Raw genomic sequence first — 22,280 nt, 5'->3', positions numbered from 1 at the left:
GCCGGGAAGAACGTCAGGCCATCGTCAGGAACCGCTGGATCAGCGAGGCGAGCAGCACCGCGAGCAGCGGCAGCGAGAACCAGAAGCTGCTCTGCAGCCAGCGCAGCTGCCGCACGCTCGGCTCCACCGCCACCCGCACGACCTCACGGGTGAGCAGCAGCAGGATCACCGCGATCGCCGCGAGCGCGCCGACCACCGACCAGGGAGTCCAGGTCACCTGCGGGCCGATCGGGCCCGGATCGGCCTTCTCGACCTGGCCGTTCGGCTGCTTGCGCAGGGTGTAGAGGGTCGCGTCGTCGTTCGTGAGGACCTTCTTCAGCTCCTGGCGGTTGTCGAGGTTCGTGATCAGCCGGGAATCCCAGGACTTCGGGTAGCCGACGTCCATCTGGAGGTAGACCGTCTGGCTCTTGTTGATCATCAGATACGAGTTGGGGCCCGCGTCCTTGAGCGCCTTCACCAGGCTGGAGACCAGGACGGGATCGGCGGGGGCGAGGGTCGGGACGTACTCCACCTTCTCCATGTCCCGGGTGCCCCAGGGCATCGCGGGCGTCACGTTGTTGATCGTGTCGTCGCTCATCCACAGGAGCCGCACCGTCGGGTCGTCGTGCTCGTACACGTAGTCCATCGCGGCGATCTCCCCGGCCCGGGTCCGCTCGAAGGGCTCGTTGCCCCAGCGCGCCACCAGGAAGCCGCCCATCAGGACGAGCCCCGCGAGGAGCGCGGCGAGCGGCGCCAGGCTCACCCGGTCGCGGTCCCGTTCCTTCGCGGTGATGCCCGCGCGCGGGAAGAGCGCGAGACCGGCGAGCAGGGCCGCGCCGGGCAGGGCGAACATGAAGACGCGCAGCGCCATCTCGCCGCCGTACGACTGCATGCCGAAGCCCAGGAACGGCACGAAGGTCAGGACGAGCAGCGAGCGCTCGGTGTACTTGTGGTCGCGCCGGCGCCACCAGCCCCAGCAGGCGAGCGCCATCACGCCGCCGGCAAGGGCCACGCGCGCGTAGAGCACGAGTTGATGGGTCGAACTGCCGCCCTCGATCCGGCCCGACACCGACGAGGTCACATTGCCGCCGACGCCGCCGATGCCGCCGAACAGCTCGTCGAAGTGCCCCGACCAGTACGGCTCCGCGAGGAAACCGAGCCATACGGCGACGAAGACCGCGAAGAGGATCGGAAGGCCGCGCAGCTCCGAGCGGCCCACCAGGACGAGCGCGGCGAGGACGCCGAGCATCACGAACGGCGTGAGCTGGTGTGCCGGGACCGTCGCCGCGAACAGGGCGATCAGGATCACGAGCAGCACCGCGCGCTGGCGCCGGTCGGCGGGCTCGACCTCAAGCTCGCCGGGGCGGCGCTTGGCCCACAGCACGTGGGGCGCGCGGAACCACACGAGGAGCACCGCGACGAACACCAGATAGAGCAGGTACGTGAAGCCCTGCGGGGAGAAGTAGTCCTGGCCGACCCAGCCGCTCAGGGCGAAGATCCACACGCCGGCCCACTTGGCGCGCCACGACGCCCGCATGGCGCGCACGAGCAGCAGCATCGGGGCGAGGTAGAGCAGTTGCATGGCCAGCGGCCACCAGCGGATGACCTCGGTCATGTCCGAGACGCCGCACGCCTTCGCCACGAACGTGGCCGCGGCGAAGAACCCGGGCCAGCTCCAGCGCGCGTCCAGGTCGGGCACCGCGGAGCCGGTCCTGTCGATGTACTCCATGAAGCCGAGGTGCTGCCAGGCCGTCGCGAACCGCGGTTCGTTCTCCAGCACGGCGGGCAGCGCGTGCAGGCACACCACGGTGGCGACCAGGGTCGTCAGGAGCAGGGCCTGGTGCGGTCGTTCCGTCCAGAGCAGCGAGGCGAAGACGACGACGAGCAGCGCGGCCCCGAGCAGGGTCGACATGGGCAGGACGGAGATGAGCCCGAGCCCGCCCATGTCGTCCAGGTCCGCCTCGGTGATGCCGAGCGCGGGCAGCCAGTAGAGGGTGAGCGCGAAGGCCAGGAACAGTGCCATGAAGAGGGTGCGGCGCCCGGGGAACGGCTTCGGGGCGGCGGGTCCGGGTGGGGCCTGCGGCACGCGTGCGTCGGTGCCCGGCTCCTCCGCGGGCGCCGTCACGGCCGACGACACCGAGGGGGGAACCGGCGGAGGCGGTGCCGGGTCCCGCGGCTTGACCGGCGTTCTCAGCGCCCAGGTCGGCCTGCGCTCCACGTCGTCCACCTTGACCCCCTCGTCCCCCGTACCCGCGGGCTTCCCGTCAGCGGGTTTCCCGGCAACGGCCCGCCCCGAATCGCCGGTCCTCCCCGCGGCGGCCCTCCCGAAGGCCGGCGTCCCGGCAGCCGGTGTCCCCGGCCCCGGACGCATGTCCGGCCTGCGCTCCGGATGCTCGAAGTCGGTCTGCACCGCCAGTTGAAGCGTGTCCGAGTCCAGCGTCTCGCGCAGCGCCCAGGCGGGCCCCCGCCGCTCCTTGTGCTGCCCCGGCTCCACGGCGGGGGGCGGGGGCGCCGCCTCGGGCGTCCCCAGATCGGCGAGATCGCCGTCCGGTGCCGCGTCGGACGGCTCGGAGGAGGGAGCTCCCCGCGCCACCCGGTACAGCTTCGGCGCCGCGATGGCCACGATCACCGCGAGGCTGGAGATCTCCGCGACGCCCGCCCCCGTGAGCCCCATCCGCGGCAGCAGGATCAGCGTGAGGCCGAGCACGAGGACGCACAGCAGGCCCTGCATCCAGGCGATCCCGGACGTACGGCTCTGCGCGCGCTGCACCGCGAAGTACGTCTCCATGACGACCCGCAGCGCCGCGCCCACCGCGAACCAGCGAAGCAGCGGCGTCGCCGCGTCCGCGTACCCCTGGCCGAAGACCCGCAGGACGTAGGGCGCGCAGACGAAGAGCAGGCCGCACACCGGCAGCATGATGCGCGCCATGCGGCGCAGCACGGCCCTGGTGTTGGCCGCGAGCCGCGCCGGGTCGTGAGCGCCCTCGACGGTCAGCGACGCGCCCATGTTGATGGCGAGGAGATTGACCGTGCCGCCGATCGTGGTGGTGATGTAGAAGTACGCGTTGTCGACCGAGCTGACCTGCGAGGCGACGATCACCGGCACGAGATAGACCACCGCGAGCGAGAAGAGCGAGCCCGTGTAGTCGCCGGCCAGAAAGCGCCCGATCTCGCGCAGCGTCGGCGGCTGCGCCTTGTCCCTGGTCGCCTCCACGTGCCGTGGCACGAGGCGCCGGAACACCAGCCAGCCGAGCGGGACCACCGACACCGCGATGGCGGCGACCCACGACACGAAGACGCCCGCCGTCGGGATCGCGGCGGCGATCGCGATGAGCAGGCCCAGCTTGACGACCGAGAAGATCGTGTTGCCGACCGGCACCCACAGAGCGCTGCGCAGCCCCGTGAGGACCCCGTCCTGCAAGGTGAGCAGCGACCAGGCGATGACCGCGGCGACGAAGCCGAGACCGTGCAGCGGGCCGTGCAGGAATCTGTACGAGGGCCCCCACAGATCGAGCGTGAGCAGGAAGATCAGCGCGGCGCACGCGACGACCAGCGAACTGCCCGCGTAAGTACGGAAGATGAGCCTTCCCGTGGCGCGCCCCGCGACGGGTATGAAGCGGGCGAGGGCCCCCATCAGCGTGAGGGCGGTGAGCCCCGCGAGGAACTTCATGGCGGCGATCGCCGCCGAGCCCTGACCGACCGCCGACTCGGAGTAGTACCGGGCGGCGGCCAGCCAGAAGCCGAGACCGAGCACGCCGGAGATGCCGGTGTTGAGCATCAGGGCGTAGGCGTTGCGGAACAGCGGGCTCCCGCCGTCGGAGCCGCCGCCCCTGCCGGGCAGGCGTAACCTGCGCGGCCTGCCCGGCTTGCCGGACGGCGGCTGCTGTTCGGTCGCGGGAGACCCGGAGACGTCTGCCCGGGCGGTCGACGTGTCAGACACGGGTACGAGTTGCCTTCCGGCGGGCCTGTCGTGCTCTGCGGACCACGGCGTATCCCTTGGTGAGGGCGCGGTCCCTGGCGAAATTCCGGGTGATCGCGCGGCCCTCGACGAGCCGCTCGAACTCGTCGATGCCGGTGGAGTGCCGGACGGTCACCCGCTTCAGGGCGTACGGCCCCTGGGAGCGGCGCGCCAGGCCGTTGTTGACCGCGAGCGACTGGGCGAATCCGGCGCCGCGCACCGTGCGGCGCACCCGGCGGCTGGAGTAGCCGTACGGGTAGGCGAAGGAGACGGGGCGGGTGCCGAGTTCGTCGGTGACGATCTCCCGGCAGCGCAGCAGCTCGAACCAGAGGTCGTCGTCGTCCAGCTGGTCGAGCTCCGGGTGGGTGTGGCTGTGGCCGCCGATCTCCGTGCCCGCCGCGGCCAGTTCGCGCACCTGGTCCCAGTCGAGCATGAGATCGAGGCCGCCGCCGGTGTCGTGCGCCCCGCGCAGCCAGCCCGTGGAGACGAAGAGCGTCGAGGCGAAGCCGTGCTTGGCGAGCACGGGCAGGCCGTGCCGGTGCACGCCTTCGTAGCCGTCGTCGAAGGTGATCAGGACCGGCCTCGTCGGCAGCGAGCGGCCGGGAGTACGCCAGATCGCGCCGAGTTCGGCCGTGGTCAGCGGCGTGAACCCCCGCTCGCCGAGCAGCTCGAGCTGCTCGGCGAAGGCCTCCGGGGACACCGAGAGGTCCCGGGTCTGCCGGGTCGGTGCGGGGGAGATGGAGTGATACATGAGTATCGGAACCGGCGCGCTCATGACGGCCCCCCTCGGCCGATCGGTGCCGTGCTCATGCCGCAGCCCCCTCACCGTCCGCTTCCTCCCCGGTCCGCACGACCGGGGTCCCGGTCTCCGCGACCGAGAAGGTGGTGCCTCCCCTGCGCGCGCGGACACTGCCGAGGACGTACCCCCCGGCCGCCGCGACCACGCCCGCCACAATGGCTCCCGCGCGGCCGGCGCCGCCCGGACGCGCGAGCAGCGCGTCGCGCAGCCCGCGTCCGACGCCGGCGGGCAGGACACGCGTGGTGTAGCGCCGCTCGGACTCAAGGCCCTTCCCGGCGCCGACGCTCCGGGCCACGAGTGCCTTGGAGAGGCCTTCCGCGTACGTCCGCGTGCGGAAGTAGTCGAAGCGCTGCCGCGCCGCGGGAACCCGGTGGTGGATCACCGCGCGGTCGTCGATGAGCAGGATCGCGTCCGGTCTTGCCCGGCTGAGCCGGATGCACAGCTCCGTCTCCTCGCCGCCCAGCGGCCGCTTGTCGCCGTCGCGTCCGATGCCGGTCGCGAAGCCGCCCGCGGCCTCGAACGCGGTGCGGCGGAAGGAGGCGTTGCCGCCCAGGACGTTGCGCACCCGCACCCGGCCCGCGGGCAGCCCCTTGTACGTGCAGCCGACGACCCAGTCGAACTCCTCGGGGAACCAGGCGGGCCTGCGCCCGGAGTCCCAGGCGGGCAGGGTGCGCCCGCCCACCGCGAGGACCCGCGGGTCGGCGTACCCCTCGGCGAAGTGGCGCAGCCAGTCCCGCTCCGCGACGGCGTCGTCGTCGAGGAACGCGATGATCTCGCCGCGGGAGGCGGCGATCCCGGTGTTGCGGCCCGCGGAGAGGCCGCGGGGGCCCGCGTTCGCGAGCACCCGCACCTGCCCGGTCTCCTTGTACTCCTTGGCCAGCCGGTCGAGGAGCGGGGCGTTGTGGTCCACCACGAGCAGCGTCTCCAGGGCCGTCAGGGACTGCGCCCGCACCGAGGAGACCGCCGCGAGGATGTCCTCCCAGCGGTCTTCGGTGTAGACGCAGATGACGACCGAGATGCCCGCCACCGTGCTTCCCCCGTGCCGGTCGGGAGCGCTCAAGACGCCTCTCCCTGACGCGTGCGGAAGGGAACGCCACGGGCGCGGCGCGGCTGTCCGCGGCGGTTCGAGCGCTCCGTGAGGATCACCTTCAGGACCCGCAGACCGTCGCGCACGGCGCTGAGGTTGCTGACGCCGTGGATGCGCAGGTACTCGTGGCTGGGGATCTCCTGCACCTTGAGCCCGGCCTTGACGACCCGGATGTTCATCAGGGTCTCCACCTCGAAGCCCGTGCAGTCGAGCTCTATCTTGTCGAGGCAGTGCCGCCAGAACGCGTTGTAGCCGTAGCACAGGTCGGTGTAGCGGGCGCCGAACTTGGCGTTCACGACGGAGCACAGGACGTGGTTGCCGAGCTTGCGGATCGGCGTCATGTCGTCCGTGGCACCGCCGTTGGCGAAGCGCGATCCCTTGGCGAAGTCCGCGCCCGAGACGAGGGCGGAGACATAGCTGACGATCTCGTGCCCGTCGGCCGAGCCGTCCGCGTCGACCATCACGATGATGTCGCCGGTGCACGCCTCGAATCCGGTGATCAGGGCGTCGCCCTTGCCCTTGCCGAGCTGTCGGACGACCTTCACGTCCGGCCACAGCTCGCGGGCGACGGCGACCGTGTCGTCGGTGGAATTGCCGTCTACGAGCACGACTTCATGGATCCAGTCGGGCAGTGTCTTGAAGACGTACGGAAGATTCTCCGCCTCATTCATCGCGGGAATCACGACACTCACCGGCGGTGCGATCGCCAGGTGCGTGGAAATCGGCCGGTAGTTTACGGCCGGCGGCGGATTGTCCAATGGGTCTTGGCCCGGCTCGGCGGCCGGGCGCACAGCGGAACTCATGAGTCTGATCCCTCTCGTCCGGTGGACCACCCACCCCCGGGCGGTCCGGCTATGTATCCGGTTCGAAAGGGGGGTTCTCACTTGTGCATGACGAAATAGATCTCCGTACATGCCGAAGTGGGCTGGCATTGCGCGGGACGTGACTCGGCGATGATTCAGTGACCGAGCACGGCACCCCCCTACCGCGCCCCGCGCCGGCCCCATCGCGATCTTGAGCCCTCCCCTAGATCGCATTACGTGATGGGCCGATGCGGGTGGATGTAAGACGGTATTGATGATTGAGACCTTATGGCAAGACCTGGAACGTGGCCTCACGTTTTTAATGATTTGGCCGGTCTTGGCGGGCACATGCGGAGTGCTCTGTTCCTACCCGGCCTTTATTCCTTCTTTCTTGATCGTATTTTTCCCATCTGTTTCAGCAGCTTGTCCGCCGGCTCAAAGAATTCCGGCCGCGACAAGACCGTGTTGCGCAGCGCCCTGACCGGAGCGCGCCGCGCCCGGTAGCCGATCGCCGCCGGATGGCGCAGAGCCACCCACCCCTCGGACACGGTGAGTTCGCGTGTCTTGAGGGAGTCCTTGTACTGCTTCTGGCCCCGTCCGAGATCGAGATACGCGATGCCGTCTGCGGCGGCGGCCTCGGCCATGCGCAGATGCATGATCAGACCGGGCGAGTATTTGGCGTACTGCGGGTCGTAGGCCGGGAACCACTGGGCGATGACCCGTTCGGAGCGCATCCCGAAGTGCGCGGCGACCGGGATCTCGTCGACGTAGAGCACGGAGAGCAGGCCGGCGAACTGATCGAACCGGGTGTGGAAGAGCTGCCCCACGAGTTGCTTGATCCAGGGCTGCGAGAAGCGGTCGCTGCGGCCGGTCCTGCGGTACTGGGCCGACTTCCACTCCATCAGGGTGCGAAGGACGGCGGGGTCGCGCTCGTCGTGGACGTAGCGGACGGTGCCGTGGTCGCGGCCGAGCCTGCGCTCCTTGGCGAGGGTCGAACGGGTGAACTTCGGCGACTTCGCCTTGAGCTGGCCGAGATACGCCTCGTACCCCTGATCGATGTCCATGACAGGGGAGGCGAAGGAGCCGGAGGCGCCCGCCTCGAACGGCCCCTGGCCGCCGGCCAGATGGTCGAACTCGTACATCGCGAGCCCGCAGGCCCGCAGCAGCTCTCGCGCGTCCCAGGTGAAGCCGGGCCGGTGGACAAGGCCCTGGCAGTCCGAGACGCCGAGGCCGATGGCCCGGCCGACGCCGGTGATGGATCTCTGGAACGGGAAGAACGCCGCGGGCTCGCCGTCCTCGCGCGCGACCGCGATCCGCACCCCGCGACGGCAGCGGGCCACCGCGAGAGTGAACTCGGGGGAGAGGAAAGGATTGGCCAGCTCCGGCGAGCCGTGGAGGTGCGCCTTGGACTGCAGCGCCGTCCAGACCGCCCGGTCCGCGGCGGTGAGCTCTCCGGGGCGGTGCACGGTGATGTCCACGTCAGGGGGTCCGCCTCGTCGGGGTACGGCGTCGCAACCTCCGTACCAGTACCAGCAGATGGATGAGGGTGCCGATCACGGTGATGGCCGCGACCCCGCCGCGCACCGACCACACGTGCAGCGCCAGCATCGCCTGGGCCACCAACAGGTTGACCGCGACGGCCCCGGAAACGGAAGCCAGGATCCGGCCCCATGGCTCGAGCCCGCGCAGCGCGGCGGCTATGGCGGTGGCCGGAGCGGCAAGCAGGAAGAACAGGGTGAAGGGGGCGCGCAGCGGCGTTTCGATGTCCGTGAGCGCGAGCACCAGGCCGACCGCGCCGACCGTGACGGCCGTGCCCGCGAGCAGTGGCAGCGCGTCCTCGTGCCGGATCGACGGGCCCCCGGAGCCGCGTCCGGTGTCTGATGACGGTGCCTTGATCCTGATCGTCTGCATTGGCGACTTTGCCCCCCGACGCGCCGGATGCCGGGCTTCAATGTCGCGCAGTCGACGGCGGCGCGTCAAGATGCGGAGGGGGTGTGCAGATGTTCCCATTCGGGGTTTGAACGGGACGACAACTCGCCGTGCCAGCAGGGGAATTGCAGGCGAACACGTTGACATGAACACTATCGGCGGCCGGAGGGGAGTGGTACCAAAGTCGTGGCAGAAATCCTGCTAAGGGAGGTTCCATGAGATTGTCCCGAATCACGGCATACGCTTCCTCACTCCTCCTCACCACCGCCTTCGCCCTCACCGGGGCCACAGCGGCACAAGCGGACCCATCCGACCGGCAGGCCGCCGCCACCGGCTATGTGGCACTCGGCGACTCGTACTCGTCCGGTGTCGGAGCCGGCGGATACGACAGCGGCAGCGGCGCCTGCAAGCGCACCCCGCGCGCGTACCCCGCGCTCTGGGCGGCGGCGAACTCACCCTCAAGCTTCCACTTCACGGCTTGCTCGGGCGCTCGTACGGGTGACGTCGTGGCCAACCAACTCGGCCCCCTCGGCTCGGGAACGGGCCTCGTCAGCCTCTCCGTCGGCGGCAACGACGCCGGCTTCGCCGACGTCATGACGACCTGCGTCCTGCAGTCCGAGAGCAACTGCCTCGCACGCATCGCGACGGCGCGCAGTTACGTCCAGACGACGCTGCCCGGCAACCTCGACAAGGTCTACACGGCGATCAGCGCCAAGGCACCGGCCGCCCGGGTCGTCGTGCTCGGTTACCCCCGCTTCTACAAGCTCGGCGGCGGCTGCCTCGCCGGGCTCTCCGAGAAAGAGCGCAGCGCCATCAACGACGCGGCCGACTTCCTCAACTCCACCACGGCCAAACGCGCCGCCGACCACGGCTTCGCCTTCGGCGACGTGACCACCACCTTCACCGGGCACGAGATCTGCTCGGGCTCCCCGTGGCTGCACAGCGTGAACTGGACCAACATCGGCGAGTCCTACCACCCCAAGGCCGCGGGCCAGTCCGGCGGCTACCTACCCGTGTTCAGGGCGGCGGCGTCCTGACCCGCTGAGTTCGGCGCATAGGAGGAGGAGCCCCCGCCCGTCGTCAGGGTCTCCTCCTCGCACGTCACCGCATACGCGACGGAGTTGGAGGAGGCCTTCACCGGGCTGCGCACCTCCACGCCGATCGAGTTCTCATACGTCGTGCCCGGCTCGCCCGCGACCGTCTCCGTGTGCTGCACCTGCTTGGTCTTGCCGCCTCCCGACGCGAAGCTGAGCTGCTTCCAGCCGGGGTCGCTCGGCTCGCCCGACTTGGTCACCCAGCGGTAGTCGACGGTGACCGGTACCCGTCCCACGGTGAACGTCGCGGTGAACGAGGGGGCTTGCCCGGCGGCGGGCGGACAGGCGCCGTTGTACTGCGTGTGCGAGCCGACGACCGAGATTTTGACGGTCGGCGGCGTGTGCGTGGTCGACCCTCCGCCGTTGCCCCCGCCTCCGCCGTTCGTGGAGCCGCCGTCGCCGCTGCCGCCGTCCGACCCGCCGTCGCCGGACCCGCCGTTGTTCGAGCCGCCGCCGTCGTTTCCGCCCGACGTGTTGTCACCGCCGGTCTTTCCCCCGTCGGAGCCGCCGTCCGAGCCTCCGTCGTTGCCGTTTCCTTCGTTGCCGCCGCTTCCGCCGCTGCCTTCGGAGGCACCGCTGCCGTTTCCGCCCCCGCCCCCGCCGTCGCGGTTGATCAGCGCGTAGGCGAGCCCGCCCAGAGCCAGTGCGAGGGCGACCAGGCCCGCGGCGAACACGAGGACCGAGCGGCGCGAGCGCGTCGGCGGGACGGTGGTGGTCGTGGTGACGACCGGTTCCTGCTGGCCCGGTAGTGGCGGAGGCGGCGCGGGGTATTGCTGTTGCTGCTGTGACGTGACGGTCGGCATGTACGGAAGGGGCGTCTGGACACTGGGAGTGCCGCCGGCCGCGACGAGCCGCAGCTGGTTCTCGGCCTCCGCCGCGGAGATCCGGGCGGCCGGGTCCTTGCGCAGCAGCCCCTCGATGGCCGGGGCCAGCGGGCCCGCGTTCCGGGGCGGCGGCAGCTCCTCGTCGACGACCGCCCGCAACGTACTGAGCGGGGTGTCCTGCCGGAACGGCGAACTGCCCTCCACCGCGGCGTAGAGCAGGACGCCCAGCGACCACAGATCGGACTCGGGGCCCGGCTTGCGCCCCAACGCCCGTTCCGGGGCGAGGAATTCGGGCGAGCCCACCACCTCGCCCGTCATGGTGAGCGCCGAGCTGCCCTCCACCACGGCGATCCCGAAGTCGGTGAGGACGATCCGCCCGTCGTTCGCGACCAGTACGTTGCCGGGCTTGACGTCGCGGTGCAGTACCCCGGCCTCGTGGGCGGCCCGCAGGGCGGCGAGCACCTCGGCGCCGATGTGCGCGGCGCGCCGGGGCGGCATCGGCCCCTCCGCGTCGAGGACGTCGGAGAGCGAGAGTCCCCGCACGATCTCCATGACGATCCACGGGCGCCCGTCCTCGCTCGCCACGTCGTAGACCGTCACGACATTGCGGTGCGGGATGCGGGCCGCGGCCCAGGCCTCCCGTTCCAGGCGGGCGTACAGCCGCTCGACGTCGGCGGCCGGCAGCCCGGCGGGGGCGCGCACCTCCTTGACCGCGACCTCGCGGCCGAGGACTTCGTCGCGGGCCCGCCACACCGTGCCCATGCCGCCCTCGCCCAAGGGGGCGAGGAGGCGGTAGCGCCCTGCGATCACACGCTCGTTCCCGCTCACGGGCGTCCCCCATCCGCAGCCGTGCGATTCTCCACAAAACTACCTCAACCGAGCGCTGTTGCCGCCCCCTTGAACACCAATCCACACCCGAGGGCGACCACGACACAGGCGGAGCCGAGCGGCAGGAACCGCCGCGTGGCCCGGTGCAGCCACCGGGGCCCGCGGACCACCCGCCGTCCGGCGATGGATCCGACCCGCACCACGAGGATCCCCGCCGCCGTCAGCGTGACGGCGAGCCCCACCCCGTACGCGAGGACGAGCAGCAACCCGAACCAGGCCTCGCCCAGGGCGGCTGCGCCGACGAGCACGACGACGGCGGACGGGCTGGGCACCAGACCACCGGCGAAGCCGAGGAAGAGGGCGCCGCGCAGGGTGGGCGGCGCGTGCTGATGATCGTGCCCGTGGTGAGGCCCGTGCTCGTGGTGATGCCCGTGCCCGTGGTGATCACTGTGCCCGTGGTGATGGTGCCGATGGTGTTCGCGCCGCCGCCAGGCTCTGCGCAGGAGCAGGGCTCCCGCCCCGGTGACGAGAACTCCGCTGACCACTCCGAGCCAGGCGATGACGGACGGGGCGGCGACCGAGCCGCCCGCCACGAGCAGCCCGAGGGCGGTCACCCCCAGCGTGTGCGTGACGGTCACGGAGGCCGCCAGGGGGAGGACGTCGCGCAGGGAGGCATGGCCCCGCGCGGCGGCGGTGGCGGCCATCAGCGTCTTGCCGTGCCCGGGCGCGAGGGCGTGCAGCGCCCCGAGCAACAGGGCGGTGGCCAGTGCGAGTCCGGCGAACGCGGGGGTGAGGTCGTGCCGGGCGACGAGGCCGGTGAGGGCCTGCGTCCACCGGTCCGCGCCGCGCGGCAGCACGGACGCCGGTGCCTCCGGACGCTCCTCGCTCAGGGCGGGGCCGCCGGGGGTGACGCGCAGGGCCGCGGCGTCCTCGCCGGGCGGCGAGTCGAGCAGCCTCTCCGGATAGCGGGTGAGGCGCTTCGACACCGACGTCCGCGGTACGTCGGACGCGCTCAGGGTCATCCGGTCGCCCCGCGCGGTGACTTCGCGCCAGCCGGGGCCCGGCTGTCCCGCTGCCTCGAAGCGGGCGGCGAACTCGGTGCCCCGGGGGAGCGGGGCACCGAGCTCGCACTCCACGCGCAGGGTGGGCAGTCCGGCCTGCCCGTCCCGGCGAACCGCCCGGGCCCGCTCCACGCGGAGTTCCGCCGCTCGCCCGTCCACCCGCAGCAGGCTGCCGCGGGCGGCGTCCGCACACCGGCCTTCGGCCCAACTCCGCATCCCTGCGCGCTTGATGCGGGGCCCGGCCTGGGTGGCGGGGATCTCGGCGAGGTCCTCGACGTGGTCGACCCGCAGGTGCCCGGGCCTCACCACGAGTCCGTCGTACCGATTGACGGTGAAGTTCCCCAGGGGATGGGCGTGCGCCTCGGCGGCGGGCAGCAGCGTGATCATGAGTGCCGCGAGCAGAGCGGCCCCGCGGCCGACCGCCCGCCACTTCACAGCGGCCCCGCGACGCCGGTACCCCGAGCGGACATTTCCCGCCCACCCAGCCGATTGCCCCGCGACGAGACACCGCCCCCACAGACGAAGCAGACCCGCGCCCGCACACCCCCGGCATCGAGATGCGAGGGTCGGTATGGCGGGGACGGGCATCCCGGCGCGCCCCCGCCCCCACCACGACGCAAAAGTGACCTCACGACCCTCCCCCCGTTTCCCTCGGTGCTCGCGCCGCCGCCGTCGGAGAGAACCCGGGGTTCAAGTCCAGCGCCGCCGACTTCCAGCGACGGGCTGCCGACGCGTGGCCCGTCGCCCCCTCGATCACACCCCGGTGGTGCATGAAGGAGGCCTCGCGGAACCCCGTGGCCGTGGACCGGCGTGCGTACGGCAGGGCCTCCTCGGAGCGGCCGTCGACGTGCAGGGCCCAGGCCAGCGCGTCCGCGGTGTGGACGGTGTGCCGCCGCCCCCACTCCGCCCGCGCAGCCCGCAGCGCCGCCCTCCGCTCGGCCCGCGTCCCGTGATCCGTCAACGCCACCGCCGCGTCCAGATCCGCGTTCACCCCGTTCGCCCGGGCCAGGGAGACCCACGCGGAGACCAGCCCGTACTGCTGCCGGGCCTTCGCCGCGTCACCCCGCCCGGCCCGCGCCTCGTACAACTCACCGAGCGCGACCAGCGGCCCCGGCAACGGCGCCCGCGCGACAACCTCCCGCAGCCCCCGTATCGCCCGCTCCGTATCACCCTGCCCCGCCCACGCCCGGGCCCGGCACTCCAGCGCGGGAAGATGCGAGGCATCGGCCCGCAACGCCTTCCCGCACTGCTTCAGCGCCTCCCCGTACTGCCCCTGACGCCAGGCGAGCTGCCCCAGGGCAGTGGCGACGTACGCCACGTCCCCGCCGCCGGACCCCGCACCCGCACCGGAGCCGAGCGCCAGCGACAGTGCCCGCCGCGCCCCCGCCACATCGCCCCGCAGCTCCCGCACATACGCGTACCGCGTGAACACCGGAACCCCGGGTCGCCGGGCGTCGGCCTCGTCAGCGGCCCGTGCGGCGGCGCCGTACCGCCCGAGCTCGACCAGCGCGTCGATCCGCGAGGCCAGCGCTCCCTCGCTGCGCGGGTTCACGTCGAGCGCGGCCTGCGCGTACCGCAGCGCCCCCGCGAAGTCGTGCCGGGCGGCGGCCAGCGCGGCCCGCCCCGCGAGACCCGCGTCGTTGCGGGGCCGGATCTCCAGGGACCGGTCGAGGGCGCGCGCCGCCTCGCGGTACCGCGACGGGTCACCCCGCGTGCGGGCCTGCTCGACATAGGCGGTCCCCAGCGTCGCCCACGCCCCGAAGTCGCGCGGCTGGTCCCGCAGATGAGTTTGCAGGGCCTCCACACCGCGATCCAGGTCCGCGCCTCGCAGCGCGCCCGGCGCCACGGCGACGGACGACGACGACGGCGACCGGCCGGGCCCGTCCGCGCCGCCGACCACGACGGCACCCCCGGTGATCGCGAACGCGAGAGCGACGGCCGCCACCACGGACCGGCCGGCAGGACGAGGCAATGCCATCACTGGACCTTCCACGAGAAGTCAAGAAGAAGTCGATGAGCCAGGAGGGAAGGAGTGGCGCGGCCCGCAGGGGGATTGGTGCGGGCCGCGCCGGTCATGGGCGGGGAGGAGGGATCAGCCCAGCGCCCCGCGGGCCCCGCGCCTGCGCCACCACGCGAGCCCCAGCCCGACGAGGAGCACACCGGCCGCCCCCGCGGCCGCGGAAGCGATCAGTACGGCATCGGTGTCCTGACCGCCGCCGGAGTCGGGCCGCCCCGGCACCGCTCCGCCGTTCAGCGCGTCACGCGCCGCGCTGTTGTCCGCGTCGCCGCCCTTGGCCAGCGGCCCGCGCGAGCCCGACGTGGGCAGCGCCACGTACGGGAAGGTCCCGCCGAACTTCCGGTCGTTGACGTTCACCGCGTCGCCCAGGTCGTTCTTGTTCCCGACGAGTTCGCCCTCGACGGCCTGCAGTTCGATGTCGACGACGTCATCGGCGAGCCGCCGCCCGTTCGGGAACCCGGCGTTGTCGCCGTCGAGCACCCCGAGCCGCTTCGGCGTGTCCGCCGGCTCGACGGACGTGTTGAGCCGCAGTGCCTCGGCGGGCCGGACACCGGGCGGCTGGTTGAGATCCTTCACGCCCGTCAGGAACACCGACACGAGGTCGTCGCGCGGCTCGGCGGGAGCCTTCAGCTTGTAGATCTTCTCCAGGAGCTTCGGCAGCTCGGGCTTGGTCACGTACTTCAGGAAGTCCGCGTCGTTCCAGGGCGAGGACGCGTTGAACTTGTCCTTGTCCTTCTGCGGCACGACCACCTCGTTGACCAGCGGATTGCCCATCCGCGAGACCTGCGTCCACTTGCCGCCCGCGGTCTTGCGCTGGGTCGTGGACCAGATGCCGACGGTGGGCTGCTTCGCCGACTGCCGTATGCGGGAGGTCGGCACCTGAAGGGCCAGGGAGTTCACGTTGTAGCCCTTGAGGGTGTCCCTCCCGACCTCCGACAGGTCGCCGCCGTACAGCAGGTCGAACACCCGCAGATCCAGGAAGAACGGATCGTCGGCCTGCCCCGCGAACGTCGAGCCGCCGCCCTTGACCGGCGTCACGGACTGGTCGCGCAGCTTCTTGTAGTCCGGCATGGAGGCCTTGCCGACGTGCGACGGCGCCGCGGGCACGTCGTCGGCGACGGTCGTGGTCGAGACGACCTTCTGGTCCTTGAGCTTGATCAGTTCGAGGTCGTACGTCTGCGTCACGTTGAGGTCGGGATCGTCGAGGCTCGTGACGGGCCCGGTGTTGTAGAGGAACGTGTCGCCGTTCTTGGTCTTCGTGTCGAACGTCCACCGGTAGAGAAGGTCGCCCTGCGCGTCGCCGTCGCTGTCGATGTGGACGTCGTACTGGGCGTCGTCGGCCCACGGATAGAAGTTGGGACCGCCCGCCGGCTCCTCGAAGGGCAGCCAGTTCGCAACGATCGTCGTCGAGTCGGGCTTGTCCGGGCTCACGAACGCGTACACGTCCGTGTTGTCGTACTGAGGCTGCCCCGAGATCAGCGGGGCCTCCCGGTGGCTGGCGGCGCCCGCCTGCCCCGGTTCCAGTGCCGTCACGCCGGCGGCTGCGAGCCCCCCGGCTGCCAATGCGCCGCAGACGAGCGCGGCGAGAGAGCGCCTGCTGCGCCGCCCCGTCCGGCTCTTGGCGGTAGCTGTCATCGCGTCCGTCCTCAACTCTCCTTGCGCGACCCGGCGCCGTGCGCGGGGACCGCCTGACGAACGCCATTCGGGACGGCGGGCCCTGCGGATTGCCCCTGTTCCCAATCCGCTGCGTCCCCCCGCCCCGAATCCGTGGTCGACCGGACAGGGAGTGACCCGGCCCCGGAAGAGACGAGCCGCCGGGGACCGGCAGGAGGGGACGAGGGGACACGCATGGAGCCCGACGAACTGCTTCCACTGGTCGCCAAGGGCGACCAGCGGGCCTTCGAGGAGCTGTACGGCCTGGTCTGCGGACCGGTCTACGGACTGACCCGGCGCGTCCTGCGCGACCCGGCGCAGTCCGAGGAAGTGGTCCAGGAGGTGCTGCTCGAACTCTGGCGGACGGCGGGCCGCTTCGACCCGGCGCGCGGCAGCGCCCTGTCCTGGATCCTCACGCTCGCCCACCGCCGGGCGGTGGACCGGGTGCGCAGCGTCCGCGCGGCGAACGACCGGGAGCGGCGCGTGGCCGAGCGCGGCGAGGTCCCCGCCTTCGACCAGGTCGCCGAGGCGGTCGAGGGCAGGCTCGAACGGGAGTGGGTGCGCCGCTGCCTCAGGCGCCTGACCGACATCCAGCGCCAGGCCGTCACCCTCGCCTACTACGACGGCTATACGTACCGCGAGGTGGCCCGGCGTCTGTCCGTCCCGCTCGGCACCGTCAAGACGCGGATGCGGGCCGGACTGCTGCGGCTGCGCGAATGCCTGGGCGCGGCGCCGGGCGGCGCGGCATGAAGCACACCGTGATCCGGCGGGTGCACTCGCTGGCCGTCCCCTACGCCCTGGACGCCCTAGCGCCCCGCGAACTGCTCCGCTTCGAGCGGCATCTGCCCCGCTGCACGCCCTGCCTGGCGGAGACCAGGGAGCTGGCCGAGGGCGCCGTACGACTGGCGCGTGCGGCGGCGGCACCGCCACCGCCCGGACTGCGCGAGCGGGTGCTGACCGCCGTACGCGCCACGGAGCAGGAGCCGCCCCCGCGGGCGCCCGTGATCCCGAGCGCGCCCCCGCGCGCCCATGTGCTTCATCTCCCCGCCGCTGCCGTCGCCTCCGTCACCGCGCTCGCGGCGTCGGTGTTGTTGGTGTTGTCGGTGTTTCTCGCTCGCCAACTGACGAGCGCCGAGGACCGACTCGACCGGGAGCGCGCCGGGGCACGTGAGATCGCCCACGTCCTCGCTGCTCCGGACGCCCGCGCGGCCGGGGAGCGGGACGCTTGGGGGCGCGGCATCGGCGTCGTGGCGTCGGAGTCCAGGCGGCGCGCCGTGGTGACCGTCACGGGGCTCGGGCCGCCACCACCGGGGCGCGTGTACCAGTTGTGGCTCGTGCGGCCCGCCGCCGCGCCCCGCTCCATGGGGCTGATCGACGGCGAAACGCCCGTGATCGTCTCCGGTGTCAGTGCGCCCGGTCGATCACTGGCAGTGACCATCGAACCCGACGGAGGCTCAAAGCGGCCCACTTCTGCCCTTCTTGTCCAACTCACCCTGGAATCAGTCGGATTCGGAGAGTAATCGTCAACCTCCTTACGGGGTAGGTGAATCCCGTGACCGGGATACACGAGTGTCGTGCGGGGGCGATAGGGTTAACCTGCCCTGGGCCGGGTGCCCTCGTACGGGTGGGGAGTGACATGGAACAGATAACGGTGCGCAGCAGGGCGCGTGTCCCTGCGATCACCTGCGGGAGCAGCGCGTCCAGCTCGCGTCTCGACCGCCATCTCTCAGTGCTGGGCGGTCCCGCCGTTCCGCAGCGTGAGGCGGCGGAAGCGACTCTGCTGATGCGTGAGCTGACCTCACGGGGTGCGCATGACCACAGCGGCCGAGGTGCACGTGTGCGAAGGGTCTCCCTCTTCGCTCCCTTGCGCAGGCTGCGGCGGTCACTTTTTGGGGGTCGCTGACCACGGGTGGTCGGGGGTTCGGTCGCCGCTCAGCGGCGGATTTGCTCCCATCCACCCGCCCCTTCCCTCTTTCCCTGCTGTACGCGTCACTCGTCACGCCCCCCTGCCATAACACCCGTGTCACGCACACCTGTTGATGCCGCAACTATCCGGCCCCGGCCACGGGGTGCGCCACCGGCCGGGATCAGATGAGGGCGAACTGGCCGCCGGGGCCCTCTTCGTGGTGGTCCAGGACTGATGCCGGGCGGCGCGCGGCGTCGGGCGCGGGAAGCACCCCCGCGTGACGCAATGCTTCCGGGGTGATGCGGGGGCCGAGGTCCGCGGTCAACTCGGCCAGCAGCGGCCGGAGTTCCGCGAGGAGCGCGAGCACCGTAATCAGTTCGAGGAGTTCGGACGTCCACGTCTGCGGCCACTCCGCGGGCCTGACCGCGTCGAGCGTGCCCGCCTCGCCCGCCGTCATGCGTCGCTCGAACCACAGTTCCAGGACCCGGACCCCGCTCACTTCGAAGTCCCACGCCTCCCGCGGCACCGGTGAGATGCGGCCCTCGTCCACGCACAGCGCCTCCTCGTCGGCGTCGTACGACAGCTCCGCGGGGCGGGCGGGCAGCGGAGCCCGGACGTAGGGACGCCGCCCGCCGGGGAGCTTCGGGCGTGCGCCGTCGCCGCGGGCCTGGAGCGCGAGGACGCGGCGCCCCAGCTCCGTACCCCGCGCCCAGACCCCGGCGTCGGACGTCAGCGGCACCCGGCACCCCGCCGGGGATGCCTGCGCCACGGCCAGCGTCCAGGCCGCCAGATCGCCGGCTCCGACGTCCTGGCCGAGCGTCGCCGAGAGGTGGGCGAGCAGGCCCGGAGCCACATTGGGTTCGAGTCCGCCGGGGCGGCGGAACAGCGGACGGATGCGTCCCGGCCGGCCCGCGGGGGAGCGGCCGTCGGGCAGTACGGCGGAGGCGAGCACCGCGGGCCCCGTGGTGCCGGTGACGTAACCCTGCTCGACGAGGAACAGCTGCCCCTCGCCCGCGACCCGCCACAGCTCCGGGCGCGCGGCGTCGATGAGCCGGTGGTCCGGGATCAGCCACTGCTCGTCGAAGGGGCCGTGCAGGACGCGTACGGGATCGGGGCAGGGGCCGGTCTCGGCGGCCAGGGGCAGTGTGCTGGCCTCGTGGCCGGGGAGTTGGGCGACCGCTGTGTGCAGGGTGCGGGAGCGGGAGGGGGAGAACAGGCGCTCGCGCTCCTCCGTGTCCGCCCGCAGGAACGCGGTCCAACGGGCTCTGAGGGATGCGGCGTCCGGTCCCATCGGCCACCCGCGGCCCGGCCGGAGCGGTGCGACGGACCACGGCATCAGGTCGGCGAGCAGCGCCGCTTCGTCGTGCGTCACGCCCGGCATCGTACGTCGAGACCCTTACGTCGCGTCGAGGGTGACCGTGAAGGAGAAGCGGTCGCCGCGGTAGTGGATGCGGGCGACGTCCAGGGCGCGCCCCTGATCGTCGTACGTGATGCCCGTGTAGTGCAGGATCGGGCTGAGCAGCGGCACTTCGAGGAGGCGGGCCGTCTCCGGGTCGGCGAGCGTGGCCTCGACGGTGTCCGTGATGCGGCTGATGCGGACGCCCACGACGTCGCGCAGCACCTTCGTCATGGGCCAGCGCGCCAGATCGTCGAGCTCGACGCGCTCGGCGAGCTCGGGGCGGATGTAGTTATGGGCGTGATTGGTCGGTTCGCCCGTCTTCTCGTCGCTGCGCAGCCGGTGGTACGTCGCCACCTCGGGCAGATCCGGGAAGTGCTCGGCGAGTTCGCCGGAGACCGGAGCCGTGCCGTGTGCGAGCAGTTCGGTGCTCATGCCCGACTGCTGGGCCACGATCGCGTCGACCGAGCCGAGCAGCCGGACCGGCGAGCCGCGCCGGGCGCTCGGCTCGATGAACGTGCCGCGCCGCCGGTGCCGGCTGATCAGGCCCTCGTCCTCGAGCTCCTTGAGCGCCTGGCGCATGGTCAGGACGCTCACCCCGTAGTGCCCCGCCAGCTGCTCCTCGGTGGGCAGCCGGAGCGGGGCGTCGGGTGTGCGGCCGAGTATCGAGGCGCGCAGGGACTGCGACACCTGATACCAGAGCGGCAGCTTGCGATTCAGGACGATCGAGTCCGGGGCGAAAGCGGTCACGGTCTCTCCGAATGAGTCAATCAGTCCGCATCGGCAGCGAAACGGGATCAGTTGCCCGATCAGTTTCGAAAATGGCGCTCCAGACCCTCCCACACATCGTCGTATCCGCGCTGCAGATGGGCGGCCTGAGCTGCCTGTTCCGTGGCCGTCACCGGCCAGCGTGTCTCGAACATGAAGGCAAGCCCGTCGTCGATCTTCTGCGGCTTCAGCTCGGCGGCCGAGGCCTTCTCGAAGGTGTCGCGGTCGGGGCCGTGCGCCGACATCATGTTGTGCAGCGACCCGCCGCCGGGCACGAAGCCCTCCGCTTTCGCGTCGTAGGCGCCCTCGATCAGGCCCATGTACTCGCTCATCACGTTCCGGTGGAAGTACGGCGGCCGGAAGGTGTCCTCGCCGACCAGCCAGCGCGGCGCGAACACCACGAAGTCGACGCCCGCCAGCCCCGGGGTGTCGGACGGCGAGGTGAGGACCGTGAAGATCGACGGGTCCGGGTGGTCGTAGCTGATGGTGCCGAGGACGTTGAAGCGGCGCAGGTCGTACACGTACGGGACGTGGTTTCCGTGCCAGGCGACGACGTCGAGCGGCGAGTGGTCGTAGGTCGCCTTCCACAGGTTGCCGCAGAACTTGTTCACCACCTCCACCGGGCGCTCGTCTTCCTCGTACGCGGCGACCGGAGCCCTGAAGTCCCGCGCGTTCGCCAGGCCGTTCGCGCCGATCGGGCCCAGGTCGGGCAGCTGGAAGGCCGCTCCGTAGTTCTCGCACACGTACCCGCGGGCGGTGTCGTCGAGCAGTTCCACCCGGAAGCGCACCCCGCGCGGGATCAGCGCCACCTCGCCCGGTTCGGCGCGCAGCAGCCCGAACTCGGTGCGAAGGAGCAGGCCGCCCTGCTCGGGGACGACGAGGAGTTCGCCGTCCGCGTCGCTGAACACCCGATCCGTCATGGAGGAGTTGGCGTGATAGAGGTGCACGGCCATGCCGGTGCGCTGGGTGGCGTCGCCGTTGCCGCCCAGTGTCCACAGGCCCGCGAGGAAGTCCGTGCCGGGGGCGGGCCCGGGGAGCGGGTTCCAGCGCAGGCGGTTGGGGTCGGGCGTCTCGGTGAACGGCGCCGTGCGGATCGCGCCGTTGTCGGTGCGGGTGAACTGCGGGTGCGCGGCGGAGGGGCGGATGCGGTAGAGCCAGGAGCGGCGGTTGTGCGCGCGGGGCTCGGTGAAGGCGGTGCCGCTCAGCTGCTCCGCGTACAGCCCGAGGGGTGCGCGCTGGGGGGAGTTGCGGCCGTGCGGCAGGGCGCCGGGCACCGCTTCGGAGCTGTGTTCGTTGCCGAAGCCGGAGAGGTACGTCAGTGCCTCCGCCGTCTTGCGCGCGCCGTTCGCGTCCGTACGGTCCGCGTCGCTGGTGTTGTCCCGGCTCATCATCGCTCCCTCGTCAACGATTCCTATGGGACACCGTAGGATTCGCGTTTTCCTTCCGCAAGGGGGATCCATGGATGTGAACGATGCTCTACTCTCCCGGGGGTGTCCCACCGTGATCGGCAGAAGCCCCCGCCGCCCCCGAAGACCCTGCGCCGCGTGCCCGTGCAGGAGCGCAGCGCCGAACGTCTGAGCCGCATCCTCGACGCCTGCGCCGAGGTCCTCGACGAAGTCGGCTACGAAGACCTGAGCACCCGTGCCGTCGCCCTTCGCGCGGGCGTACCGATCGGCTCGGTCTACCGCTTCTTCGGCAACAAGAGGGCCATGGCGGACGCCCTGGCCCACCGCAACCTCGACGCGTACGGAGAGCGCGTGGCGGCGCGTATGACCGGGGTGGAGCGCGGCGACTGGCGCGGGGCCGTCGACGCGGCCTTCGACGAGTACCTCGCCATGAAGCGCACCGTTCCCGGTTTCGGGCTGGTCGACTTCGGCATCCCCTCGGCCCCCGACGCGATGCCCGACGCCAACTCGGACGTCGCCGAGCGGGTGGCGGGACTGCTCGCCGCCCACCTCGACAGGGCCCTCGACGAGAAGCTGCGGCGCATCGTGCTCGTCGGCGTCGAAGCCGTGGACGCGGTGCTCCAACTCGCCTTCCGCGCCGATCCGTCGGGCGATCCCGCCCTGATCGACGAGACGCGTCACCTGCTGCACTCCTATTTCGCGGGCGCGCTGGACTGAACCCGATTCCCGCAGGGTCCTGACGGCATGCATACCGGTCGGTATGGTGAGAGCG

18 protein-coding genes are annotated in these 22,280 nt (G+C 71.7%); 5 read left to right on the top strand and 13 right to left on the bottom strand.

All coding sequences use genetic code 11. The features are described 5' to 3' along the window. Positions 1–13 precede the first annotated feature (13 nt). The 6 genes from IE226_RS20350 to IE226_RS20325 form a co-directional block, all read right to left on the bottom strand. Complete coding sequence (locus IE226_RS20350; RefSeq protein ID WP_190082717.1) at positions 14–3,919, bottom strand: polysaccharide biosynthesis protein; 3,906 nt, start codon at positions 3,917–3,919, stop codon at positions 14–16. Continuing rightward, positions 3,912–4,712, bottom strand: coding sequence for a polysaccharide deacetylase family protein (locus IE226_RS20345; RefSeq protein WP_190082716.1), 801 nt, complete (start codon positions 4,710–4,712; stop codon positions 3,912–3,914). Before IE226_RS20345 ends, IE226_RS20350 begins: the two co-directional genes overlap by 8 nt. A 31-nt stretch (positions 4,713–4,743) precedes the next feature. After that, the gene (locus tag IE226_RS20340; RefSeq protein ID WP_229871289.1) at positions 4,744–5,796 is read right to left on the bottom strand and encodes a glycosyltransferase family 2 protein; all 1,053 of its coding nucleotides are present in this window, start codon (positions 5,794–5,796) and stop codon (positions 4,744–4,746) included. After that, positions 5,793–6,626: a glycosyltransferase family 2 protein gene (locus IE226_RS20335; protein ID WP_190082715.1), complete on the bottom strand. Its 834-nt coding sequence runs from the start codon at positions 6,624–6,626 to the stop codon at positions 5,793–5,795. The genes IE226_RS20340 and IE226_RS20335 overlap by 4 nt, the downstream gene beginning before the upstream one ends. A 377-nt stretch (positions 6,627–7,003) precedes the next feature. Further along, positions 7,004–8,104, bottom strand: a complete 1,101-nt coding sequence (locus tag IE226_RS20330) for a GNAT family N-acetyltransferase (RefSeq protein WP_190082714.1) — start codon at positions 8,102–8,104, stop codon at positions 7,004–7,006. A gap of 1 nt (position 8,105) precedes the next feature. After that, positions 8,106–8,537 (bottom strand): hypothetical protein, encoded by a 432-nt coding sequence (locus IE226_RS20325; RefSeq protein ID WP_190082713.1) that lies wholly within the window; start codon positions 8,535–8,537, stop codon positions 8,106–8,108. A 233-nt stretch (positions 8,538–8,770) separates the two neighbouring features. Between IE226_RS20325 and IE226_RS20320 the strand changes: the two genes are divergently transcribed. Continuing rightward, complete coding sequence (locus IE226_RS20320) at positions 8,771–9,592, top strand: SGNH/GDSL hydrolase family protein (protein WP_190082712.1); 822 nt, start codon at positions 8,771–8,773, stop codon at positions 9,590–9,592. Here IE226_RS20320 and IE226_RS20315 read toward each other — a convergent pair. The 4 genes from IE226_RS20315 to IE226_RS20300 form a co-directional block, all read right to left on the bottom strand. Further along, a complete protein-coding gene (locus IE226_RS20315; RefSeq protein WP_229871344.1) occupies positions 9,559–11,235 on the bottom strand; it encodes a serine/threonine-protein kinase in 1,677 nt (558 codons plus the stop codon). The two genes, IE226_RS20320 and IE226_RS20315, sit on opposite strands and share 34 nt — an antisense overlap. 110 nt (positions 11,236–11,345) lie before the next feature. Next, entirely contained in the window at positions 11,346–12,749 is a 1,404-nt protein-coding gene (locus tag IE226_RS20310; protein ID WP_190082807.1) for an urease accessory protein UreH domain-containing protein, read from the bottom strand. Positions 12,750–12,990: 241 nt separating this feature from the next. Further along, on the bottom strand, positions 12,991–14,340 hold the full coding sequence (locus tag IE226_RS20305; protein ID WP_190082710.1) for a tetratricopeptide repeat protein: 1,350 nt from the start codon (positions 14,338–14,340) through the stop codon (positions 12,991–12,993). A gap of 114 nt (positions 14,341–14,454) precedes the next feature. Beyond that, on the bottom strand, positions 14,455–16,014 hold the full coding sequence (locus tag IE226_RS20300) for a DUF4331 domain-containing protein (protein ID WP_190082709.1): 1,560 nt from the start codon (positions 16,012–16,014) through the stop codon (positions 14,455–14,457). 213 nt (positions 16,015–16,227) lie between these two features. Between IE226_RS20300 and IE226_RS20295 the strand changes: the two genes are divergently transcribed. The 3 genes from IE226_RS20295 to IE226_RS44135 all read left to right on the top strand — a co-directional run bounded on the left by IE226_RS20295 (position 16,228) and on the right by IE226_RS44135 (position 17,935). Continuing rightward, a complete protein-coding gene (locus IE226_RS20295) occupies positions 16,228–16,782 on the top strand; it encodes a sigma-70 family RNA polymerase sigma factor (protein WP_190082708.1) in 555 nt (184 codons plus the stop codon). After that, positions 16,779–17,552 (top strand): anti-sigma factor, encoded by a 774-nt coding sequence (locus IE226_RS20290; RefSeq protein ID WP_190082707.1) that lies wholly within the window; start codon positions 16,779–16,781, stop codon positions 17,550–17,552. Before IE226_RS20295 ends, IE226_RS20290 begins: the two co-directional genes overlap by 4 nt. Before the next feature lie 116 nt (positions 17,553–17,668). After that, positions 17,669–17,935: a hypothetical protein gene (locus tag IE226_RS44135; RefSeq protein ID WP_229871286.1), complete on the top strand. Its 267-nt coding sequence runs from the start codon at positions 17,669–17,671 to the stop codon at positions 17,933–17,935. Between the two features lie 184 nt (positions 17,936–18,119). On the opposite strand, the gene IE226_RS20285 is transcribed toward IE226_RS44135, so the two are convergent. Genes IE226_RS20285 through hmgA form a run of 3 tightly spaced genes read right to left on the bottom strand, consistent with a single transcriptional unit; the run spans position 18,120 to position 21,490 of the window. Then, complete coding sequence (locus IE226_RS20285; RefSeq protein WP_190082706.1) at positions 18,120–19,319, bottom strand: type ISP restriction/modification enzyme; 1,200 nt, start codon at positions 19,317–19,319, stop codon at positions 18,120–18,122. Positions 19,320–19,334: 15 nt separating this feature from the next. Then, entirely contained in the window at positions 19,335–20,084 is a 750-nt protein-coding gene (locus IE226_RS20280; protein WP_190082705.1) for a GntR family transcriptional regulator, read from the bottom strand. Positions 20,085–20,143: 59 nt separating this feature from the next. Further along, positions 20,144–21,490, bottom strand: a complete 1,347-nt coding sequence (hmgA, locus tag IE226_RS20275; RefSeq protein ID WP_190082704.1) for a homogentisate 1,2-dioxygenase — start codon at positions 21,488–21,490, stop codon at positions 20,144–20,146. Between the two features lie 102 nt (positions 21,491–21,592). Here hmgA and IE226_RS20270 point away from each other — a divergent pair, with 102 nt between their 5' ends. After that, the gene (locus IE226_RS20270) at positions 21,593–22,225 is read left to right on the top strand and encodes a TetR/AcrR family transcriptional regulator (RefSeq protein WP_190082703.1); all 633 of its coding nucleotides are present in this window, start codon (positions 21,593–21,595) and stop codon (positions 22,223–22,225) included. The last annotated feature ends 55 nt before the right edge of the window (positions 22,226–22,280 follow it).

This window comes from Streptomyces longisporoflavus (genome assembly GCF_014649775.1).
GTDB lineage: Bacteria > Actinomycetota > Actinomycetes > Streptomycetales > Streptomycetaceae > Streptomyces > Streptomyces longisporoflavus.
This window is presented reverse-complemented; position numbering and strand designations above follow the sequence as displayed.

What these genes read in the sequence shown, in the direction of transcription:
- IE226_RS20320 (WP_190082712.1), top strand. Translation starts at nt 8,771, where the DNA reads ATGAGATTGTCCCGAATCACGGCATACGCTTCCTCACTCCTCCTCACC.
- hmgA (WP_190082704.1), bottom strand. Translation starts at nt 21,490, where the DNA reads ATGAGCCGGGACAACACCAGCGACGCGGACCGTACGGACGCGAACGGC.
- IE226_RS20325 (WP_190082713.1), bottom strand. Translation starts at nt 8,537, where the DNA reads ATGCAGACGATCAGGATCAAGGCACCGTCATCAGACACCGGACGCGGC.
- IE226_RS20315 (WP_229871344.1), bottom strand. Translation starts at nt 11,235, where the DNA reads ATGGGCACGGTGTGGCGGGCCCGCGACGAAGTCCTCGGCCGCGAGGTC.
- IE226_RS20345 (WP_190082716.1), bottom strand. Translation starts at nt 4,712, where the DNA reads ATGAGCGCGCCGGTTCCGATACTCATGTATCACTCCATCTCCCCCGCA.
- IE226_RS20310 (WP_190082807.1), bottom strand. Translation starts at nt 12,749, where the DNA reads ATGATCACGCTGCTGCCCGCCGCCGAGGCGCACGCCCATCCCCTGGGG.
- IE226_RS20300 (WP_190082709.1), bottom strand. Translation starts at nt 16,014, where the DNA reads ATGACAGCTACCGCCAAGAGCCGGACGGGGCGGCGCAGCAGGCGCTCT.
- IE226_RS20335 (WP_190082715.1), bottom strand. Translation starts at nt 6,626, where the DNA reads ATGAGTTCCGCTGTGCGCCCGGCCGCCGAGCCGGGCCAAGACCCATTG.
- IE226_RS20290 (WP_190082707.1), top strand. Translation starts at nt 16,779, where the DNA reads ATGAAGCACACCGTGATCCGGCGGGTGCACTCGCTGGCCGTCCCCTAC.
- IE226_RS20295 (WP_190082708.1), top strand. Translation starts at nt 16,228, where the DNA reads ATGGAGCCCGACGAACTGCTTCCACTGGTCGCCAAGGGCGACCAGCGG.
- IE226_RS20305 (WP_190082710.1), bottom strand. Translation starts at nt 14,340, where the DNA reads ATGGCATTGCCTCGTCCTGCCGGCCGGTCCGTGGTGGCGGCCGTCGCT.
- IE226_RS44135 (WP_229871286.1), top strand. Translation starts at nt 17,669, where the DNA reads ATGGAACAGATAACGGTGCGCAGCAGGGCGCGTGTCCCTGCGATCACC.
- IE226_RS20285 (WP_190082706.1), bottom strand. Translation starts at nt 19,319, where the DNA reads ATGCCGGGCGTGACGCACGACGAAGCGGCGCTGCTCGCCGACCTGATG.